The following is a 7734-nucleotide window of genomic DNA, read 5'->3' as shown; positions in this document are numbered from 1 at the left end:
GGTGATGGATTGCGCGCTGGCGCCGATCCAGCAGCGCAATCTCGAGAAGGAATTGCACACCAAGGTGCTCGATCGCACCGGGCTCATCCTCGAAATTTTCGGCCGCCGCGCCAAGACCAAGGAAGGCGCGCTCCAGGTCGAGCTTGCTCATCTCAACTACCAGCGCTCGCGCCTCGTGCGTTCGTGGACCCATCTGGAGCGCCAGCGCGGCGGTTTCGGCTTCATGGGCGGTCCCGGCGAGACGCAGATCGAGGCCGACCGCCGCCTAATCCAGGAGCGCATCACCAAGCTCGAGAGTGAGCTGAAGAAAGTACAGGCAACGCGCCGTCTGCATCGCGCCGGCCGCCAGCGCGTGCCGTACCGCGTGGTCGCGCTGGTCGGCTACACCAATGCCGGCAAGTCGACGCTGTTCAACCGCCTGACGCGCGCCGACGTCCAGGCCGCCGACATGCTGTTCGCTACACTCGATCCGACCCTGCGCGCGCTCAACTTGCCGCATGGCGGCAAGGCGATGCTGTCGGACACGGTCGGCTTCATCTCCAATCTGCCGACCCAGCTCGTCGCGGCCTTCCGCGCCACGCTGGAGGAGGTGCTGGAAGCCGATGTCATCCTGCATGTCCGCGACATCTCGCATGAGGATGCCGAGGCCCAGCAGAGCGACGTCGACGCCGTGCTGCGCCAGCTCGGCATCAACCCTGACGATTCCGGCCGCATCATCGAGGTCTGGAACAAGATCGACCGCTACGAGCCTGAAAAGCGGGAAGAGCTTCTGAACATCGCGGCGCGCCGGCCCGAGGACCATCCGGCGATCCTGGTCTCTGCCGTATCAGGCGAGGGCATCGACGCGCTGCTCGCTGCGATCGAAGAGCGCCTTGCCGCCAAACGCACCACGCTCGACCTCTCCATCGACGCCGCCGACGGCGCCGGCATCAGCTGGCTGCATCGCAATGCCGAGGTGCTGGCGAAAGAGCTGCACGACGGACGCTTCGACATGACCGTGCGGGTGGACGAGACCAAGCGGGATATCGTTGTGAACAGGTTCGACGCCGTGCCGCATCTGCCGGCGTGAGCGGCACGGCGTAGCTCGGGATGGAGCGTAGCGCAATCCGGGGTTCTCGCCTCTGGACGGACTGCTCGCGGATTGGGCAGGTCCGGATCAGACGGCGGAACTTATCGCCAACTCTTTCGCGGAGTGGCCCGCCAGCTGATCGCAGCGGAGGGCGAAAACAACTAGCAGATAGGCAGCTCAATCGGACAGTTCGAGACACATGAAGCGGTTGTGCGGGCTCGCTTGATAGTCGGCGAACGGCTCACAAGAGACGAAGCCTGCGCTGCGATAGAGCGCGACGGCGGGCGCGTGCAGCGGTGCTGTGCCGGTCTCCAGGCTGAGACGCGCGTAGCCGTGTCTGCGCGCTTCGGTAATGATGTGCTGCAGGATCGCGCGGCCAACGCCGGTTCCGCGCGCGGCAGGGGCGGCGCGCATCGATTTCACCTCTGCATGCACATCGTCCAGTTGCTTGAGAGCGCCAAATCCAGCTAGGGCATCGCCGTGCCAGACGGTCCAGAAAGTGACGGCCGGATCCGAGAGACCACTCGCATCCAACGCCTGCGCGTGCTCGCCCATGACGCTGCGCAACTCTTCCAAATGATGCTTCAACAGATCGGCGACGTGAGGCGCCTTCGGGTCGTCCTGCCTGATGTCCACTGCGTGTCCTTGTATCAGCTGGCGGTCTTCGCCTCGTTCCATAGCGCGTCCATCTCCGCCAGCGAGGCCTGCTCCAGCGTGCGGCCCTGCGCCTCCAGCGCTTGTTCGATATAGGCAAAGCGTCGCTCGAACTTCGCATTGGTCGCGCGCAGCGCGGCTTCCGGATCGGCCTCGACATGGCGGGCGAGGTTAACGAGCGCAAACATGAGGTCGCCGGTCTCTTCGGCGATCTCCTGCTTGTCGTTGCGGTCGAGCGCGGCCTCGATCTCGTCGGCTTCCTCGCGGATCTTTTGCAGCACCGCGCGCGGATCGTTCCAGTCGAAGCCGACGGTAGAGGCCTTGCGCTGCAGCTCCATGGCGCGCGTCAGCGCGGGCTGGCCCGCCTTCACGCCCGACAGCAGCGATTTGTGCGGCGGCTCTGCCTCGGGCGGCCGGCGCGCGGCGCGCTCGGCTTTCTCCTCGGCCTTGATGCGGTCCCAGACTTCCTTGACGTGGGAGGAGGCAAGATTGCCGTCCTTGTCGGCGAAGACGTGGGGATGCCGCCGGATCATTTTTCGCGTGATGGCTTCGACGACATCTCCAAAAGCGAAAGCGTTTTGCTCCGAAGCCATCTGGGCGTGGAACACCACCTGCAACAGCAGATCGCCGAGCTCCTCGCGCAGATCGTCGAGATCGTCGCGCTCGATAGCGTCGACCACCTCATAGGCCTCCTCGATCGTGTAGGGCGCGATCGTCGCAAAGTTCTGCTCGAGGTCCCAGGGGCAGCCGGTCACTGGCGTGCGCAGCGCCGCCATGATCTCGATCAGGCGGGAAATGTCGCGGGAAGGGGTCATTGCAGCCGGTCTCCTGGGTCTCAAACCTTATGCCAAGAGCGGCTGGCCAGTCCCAGCCGGGCGCAGCGGAACAGGTCGATTTCCACCGATTGGCGCGGTGGGCCTGTAGTGCTAAAGCCCGGCCCATGAGTGACGCATTTTCATCACAAACCGCGCTGGTGCTGTTCTCCGGCGGCCAGGATTCCACCACCTGCCTCGCCTGGGCGCTGAGCCGCTTCGCGCGCGTCGAGACCTTGGGCTTCGAGTACGGCCAACGCCACGCCGTCGAGCTCGATTGCCGCCAGCGGCTCTTCGACGGCATCAAAACCTTGCGCTCTGACTGGGCGGCAAAGCTCGGCGAGAGCCACACGCTGTCTATCCCCACGTTGGCCGCGGTGTCGGAGACCGCGCTGACTCGTGATGTCGCGATTGCGATGGGCGCCGACGGGTTGCCGAACACCTTCGTGCCCGGCCGCAATCTGGTGTTCCTGACCTTTGCGGCGGCACTCGCCTATAGGCGTGGCATCACCCACATCGTGGGCGGTATGTGCGAGACCGACTATTCCGGCTATCCAGACTGTCGCGACGAGACCATTCGCGCCATGCAATCAGCACTCTCGCTCGGGATGGCGAGAAAATTCGAGCTGCATACGCCGCTGATGTGGATCGACAAGGCCGCGACGTGGAAGCTCGCGCATGACCTCGGCGCCGAGGGACTGGTCGACCTCATCCGCGACCAGTCGCACACCTGCTATCTCGGCGAACGCGGCGCCCGCCATGACTGGGGTTATGGGTGCGGCGAATGCCCGGCGTGCAGCCTGCGGGCGAAGGGGTGGCGGGAGTATGTGGCGGGGAGGTAGGGTGTCTGGCTCCGCTGCCGCCATCGCCACAACTGTCATCCCCCGCGCAGGCGGGCGATCCAGTATCCCAGAGACCGTGCTTGAGCCGAGAAGCCGCGGCGTACTGGATTCCCCGCCTTCGCGGGGAATGACAGCGTAGGACTTGGCACGAGAGTGCCAATCACCAGCTTACCGAAAATCCTCCGCCTTAAGCTCGATCGGCTTGCCGTGCGGCGTGCGATCAGCGGCATGGTCCCAGGCATCGCGATAGCGGCGCAGCGTGTCCATCGAGGCGACGCCCTTGCGCGCGACGAGGCCTTCCAGCGTGGCGAGCCAGTGCAGATAGTAAGTCTCGCCCGTATCAGGATCGCCGGCGGCCTGGGCGCGCTTGATCTGGTCGGCGAGCGCGGCGGCCCATTCCGGCCAGGTGAACACGCCGCGGTCGTGCAGGGTCAAGGCCATCGCGAAGGCATGCGCTTCCCAGGGCGCGCGGAACACCGGACCGTCGTCATCGCGCGGGATGCTCGGAATCGCCGCGGTGGCCGCGGCCGCAGCAGCGCTGCTCATCACGCCGGATCCAGGTAAGGCTCGAACGCATCGATCGAGACCTTCAGGGTCGGATCACCGTCCGCACCCCAGAGGTCGCGGCCTTCGAACACCACCGTGTAAAGCCATTGCGGATTCTCGCCGCGCTCCATCGCCGCCGTGTCAGGAAACACGTGGCAGCCGTGGTTCAGCTCGACCACGCCGACATGGCCGCGCACGTAGCGCGGCAGCCGGGTATGCGTGGCCGGGTGAATGTTTTTCGCGCGCACGCGATCGCCGATCTTGAATTTGGCGGGCGCAGGGGCAGGGCGGGCAAACTTGCCGCGCACCATGATGCGCTCGACATTGGCGAGATCGAACTTGCCGTGCTTGAGGGCCTTACCAGGCTGCATGGCATGACCGGCGGCGACCTCCTCGCGGGTGAGATAGCCCTTGTCGATCAGCATCTCCTCCAGGCCGAGGAACCACTTTTTGTAGTAGGAGCTCGACAGGTAGACGTCCGGCGGCAGCGTCTCGCGATAGTACCGCGAGGTGTCGATGTTGAAGGCGCCGGCCGCGCCCATCGCCCGCACCATTGCCAGGACGCGGGATTCCCACGCCTCGTGGAACATCGGCTCGTTCGGCTCCGGCTCGACCTTGCCGAACCCGTCCATGCCGCCCATGTCATGCACGCCGTTCACGACGCCGCTCCGGGCGTTTTGGGGAAACCGGTGCCAATCATGGAGTCGCGCGTGACGAGCTCGGCGAGCTGCTCCTCGCTCCAGCTTTCGGTGCCCGCTGGGCGCATCGGCAGCACCAGGAAGCGCGTCTCGGCGGTCGAGTCCCAGACTCGAATCTCAGTGTCTTTGGGCACACTCACGCCGAAATCGGCGAGGACGCCGCGCGGGTCCTTCACCGCGCGCGAGCGATAGGGCGAGGCCTTGTACCAGACCGGCGGCAATCCCAGCATTTCCCAGGGGTAGCAGGAGCACAGCGTGCACACGACCATGTTGTGACGTTTGGGCGTGTTCTCCACCACGACGAGATGATCGCCCACGCGGCTGACATGGCCGAGCGTGCCGATCGCCTTGCTGCCGTCCTCCAGCAACGCCTTCTTGAAATCAGGATCGACCCAGGCCTTGGCGACGACGCGCGCGCCGTTATGCGGGCCGATCTTGGTTTCATAGGCCTGGATGATGGCGTCGAGCGCGGCCGGCTCGACATAGCCCTTTTCGGTCAGAATTGTCTCGAGCGCGCGCACGCGCAGCTCGGTTTCCGACAATTCCGAATGATCGTGATCGTGGTGATGGTGGTCGTGGTCGTGGTCGTGGCTCATGGGCGAAAGATTAAGCGCAATGGTCCTGTCCTGTCGAGCATTCGTTGCGGTGCGGTTGGTCCATATTCGTGACGCCGTTTACGCGCTACGATCAGGCAAAATTCAGCTTTGGAGATTCCCCATGAAGGACTTCATCAAGATCGAGAGAGGCCTCGGGCCAGAGGGGCGGATCGCCGTGGTGCGGTTCGATCGGCATGACGGCATCAATGCGTTGTCGCCCGAGGCGCTGCGCCAGCTCACCGCGGCGGCGCGCAGCTTCGAGGATGACTCGGCGACATCAGTCGTGGTGCTGACAGGCAATTCGGGTGCCTTCAGCGCCGGATTCGATTTGAAAGACGCCGAAGGACGATCGCGCAAGGAAATGGATCTCGGCACGCTCAGGCGGCATCTCAAGCTCGGGCCGCGCCTGACGCACGCTTGGCAGGAGATGGAGCAGATCACCATCGCTGCGATCGAAGGCTTTTGCATTGGGGGCGGCGTGGCGCTTGCGGTCGCGCTCGACTTCCGCGTGATGGGGAGCGATGCGCATTTTCGGGTGCCTGAGATCGGGCTCGGCATGAACATGAGCTGGCAGAGCATTCCACGCATGCTGCATCTGATGGGACCGGCCCGGACCAAGCAGGCGGTGATCCTGGCCGATGAGCGCATCTCGGCCGACGAGGCCTATGAATGGGGCCTGGTCGAGCAGGTCGTCGACCCCGGCCATGCCTTCGATGCCGCCATGGAACTGGCGCGCAAGGTGGCCGCACAGCCGCCGCTCTCGGTCGCAATGACCAAGCTGACCGTCAACCGGCTCGCGCATGCGCTGGACGATCTCGCCAGCCACATGGACGTCGACCAGTTCGCGCTGGCGAGCCTCAGCGAGGACCACAAGGAGGGCGTCGAGGCGTTCCTGGGCCGCCGCAAGCCGCGGTTCAGGGGACGGTAGATCCGGGCCCATTGATCCCGGCACGGACAATCCGTATACGCCGCGCGGGGGACGGCCCGGCTTACGGGCCGCGCGAAACCGGGACGATCGAGGGGAGGGCGCATGACCGCCAGTTCGCAGGCAGCTGAGGCGAAGGGCTTTCGCTGGAAACTTGTCGCGCCGCTGGCGGTGTGGTTGGCGATCTATCTGGTGCCGGTGCCGGCGGGCCTCAACGTCAACCAGTGGCACTACTTCGCCGTGTTCGCGGCCGTCATCACCGGGCTGATCCTGGAATCGATGCCGGTCGGCGCGGTCGGCCTGATCGGGCTCACGGTCGCGGGCGTTGGCGGCTATATTGATGCCGATCCCAACAAATCATTGCGCTGGATGCTGGCGGGCTTTGCCGAGAGCACCGTATGGCTGATCGTCGGCGCCTTCGTGTTCTCGATCGGCTACCGCAAGAGCCAGCTCGGCCGGCGCATTGCGTTGGTGCTGGTGCGGCGCCTGGGGCGAAACACGCTCGGGCTCGGTTATGCGGTGGCGATGTCCGATTTCCTGCTCGCGCCGGCAACGCCCTCCAACACCGCGCGCAGCGGCGGCATCGTCTATCCCATCATCAGCAACATCCCGCGCATCTACGGCTCCGAGCCGGGGCCGACCGCGGGCAAGATCGGCACTTACGTGATGTGGACCGCCTTCGCGGCCACCGCGATCACGAGCTCGCTGTTCTTCACCGCGCTGGCGCCGAACGCGGCCGCGCTCGCGATCGCCAAGAAGACGGTCGGGGTCGATGTGAGCTGGGGCCAGTGGTTCGTCGGCTTCGCACCGCTCGGCATTTTGCTGATGATTCTCGTTCCGCTGCTCAGCTACGCGATCTGCCGTCCCGAGGTGAAGCGCAGTCCGGAAATTTCCGAATGGGCCGCCAAGGAACTCGGAGCGATGGGCCCGATGTCGCGCAACGAATGGATCATGCTGGCGTTGATCGTGCTGGCGATGTTTCTGTGGATCGCGGGCTCGAGCCCGGACATCCATGTGCCGGTCCTCGGCTCCAACTTCGTCAACGCCACCACCGTGGTGTTCATCGTGATCTCGCTGATGTTGATCACCGGAGTAATCGAGTTCGCCGACATCGTCAGCGAGAAGAGCGCCTGGGAGGTGTTCTTCTATTTCACGTCGCTGCTGACACTAGCCTCCGGCCTCAACGAGATCGGTTTCATCAAATGGTTCGCCAATGAATTTGCGAAACCGCTCACCGGGCTTGCGCCGTCGACCGCGATGATCCTGCTGGTCGCGCTGTTCTTCTGGATCCACTATTTCTTCTCGAGCATCACCTCGCATGCCGCGGCCGTGCTGCCGGTCGTGCTCGCGGTCGGATCCGGCATCCCCGATCTGCCCGTCGCGACGCTGGCGATGCTGTGCATGTATTCGCTCGGCCTGATGGGCGTGATCTCGCCTTACGCGACCGGGCCGGCGCCGATGTATTACGGCAGCGGCTATATCGGGAAGGGCCAGTTCTGGGGCTTCGGCCTGATGTTCGGGGTACTCTATTTCGCCGGGTTGCTGCTGATCGTGCTTCCCTGGCTGCAAATGCGATGAGCCGGACAGGGGAC

The 7734-nt window shown here is 64.8% G+C and carries 9 protein-coding genes; 4 read left to right on the top strand and 5 right to left on the bottom strand.

What is annotated here, in order from left to right:
- A partial coding sequence (gene hflX / locus IF809_RS28070) for a GTPase HflX (RefSeq protein ID WP_462839142.1) occupies positions 1-1069 on the top strand: 1069 nt, incomplete at its 5' end.
- Positions 1070-1246: 177 nt separating this feature from the next.
- On the opposite strand, the gene IF809_RS28065 is transcribed toward hflX, so the two are convergent.
- Positions 1247-1705 (bottom strand): GNAT family N-acetyltransferase, encoded by a 459-nt coding sequence (locus IF809_RS28065; protein WP_462839141.1) that lies wholly within the window; start codon positions 1703-1705, stop codon positions 1247-1249.
- 14 nt (positions 1706-1719) lie between these two features.
- Positions 1720-2538, bottom strand: a complete 819-nt coding sequence (gene mazG / locus IF809_RS28060; RefSeq protein WP_462839140.1) for a nucleoside triphosphate pyrophosphohydrolase — start codon at positions 2536-2538, stop codon at positions 1720-1722.
- A gap of 125 nt (positions 2539-2663) precedes the next feature.
- Here mazG and queC point away from each other — a divergent pair, with 125 nt between their 5' ends.
- Positions 2664-3377: a 7-cyano-7-deazaguanine synthase QueC gene (queC, locus tag IF809_RS28055; protein WP_462839139.1), complete on the top strand. Its 714-nt coding sequence runs from the start codon at positions 2664-2666 to the stop codon at positions 3375-3377.
- 168 nt (positions 3378-3545) lie between these two features.
- On the opposite strand, the gene IF809_RS28050 is transcribed toward queC, so the two are convergent.
- The 3 genes from IF809_RS28050 to nthA are packed head-to-tail and all read right to left on the bottom strand — an operon-like array spanning position 3546 to position 5217.
- On the bottom strand, positions 3546-3923 hold the full coding sequence (locus IF809_RS28050) for a nitrile hydratase accessory protein (RefSeq protein ID WP_462839138.1): 378 nt from the start codon (positions 3921-3923) through the stop codon (positions 3546-3548).
- Positions 3923-4582 (bottom strand): nitrile hydratase subunit beta, encoded by a 660-nt coding sequence (nthB, locus tag IF809_RS28045; RefSeq protein ID WP_453978934.1) that lies wholly within the window; start codon positions 4580-4582, stop codon positions 3923-3925. Before nthB ends, IF809_RS28050 begins: the two co-directional genes overlap by 1 nt.
- Positions 4579-5217, bottom strand: coding sequence for a nitrile hydratase subunit alpha (nthA, locus tag IF809_RS28040; RefSeq protein ID WP_462839137.1), 639 nt, complete (start codon positions 5215-5217; stop codon positions 4579-4581). The genes nthB and nthA overlap by 4 nt, the downstream gene beginning before the upstream one ends.
- Before the next feature lie 121 nt (positions 5218-5338).
- Between nthA and IF809_RS28035 the strand changes: the two genes are divergently transcribed.
- A complete protein-coding gene (locus tag IF809_RS28035) occupies positions 5339-6145 on the top strand; it encodes an enoyl-CoA hydratase/isomerase family protein (protein ID WP_453978932.1) in 807 nt (268 codons plus the stop codon).
- A gap of 102 nt (positions 6146-6247) precedes the next feature.
- The gene (locus IF809_RS28030; RefSeq protein WP_453990941.1) at positions 6248-7720 is read left to right on the top strand and encodes a DASS family sodium-coupled anion symporter; all 1473 of its coding nucleotides are present in this window, start codon (positions 6248-6250) and stop codon (positions 7718-7720) included.
- Positions 7721-7734 lie beyond the last annotated feature (14 nt).

The sequence above is a fragment of the Bradyrhizobium sp. UFLA06-24 genome, assembly GCF_054967145.1.
Note: the sequence above shows the minus strand (reverse complement) of the source record. Positions and strands in the feature narration are given on the sequence as shown.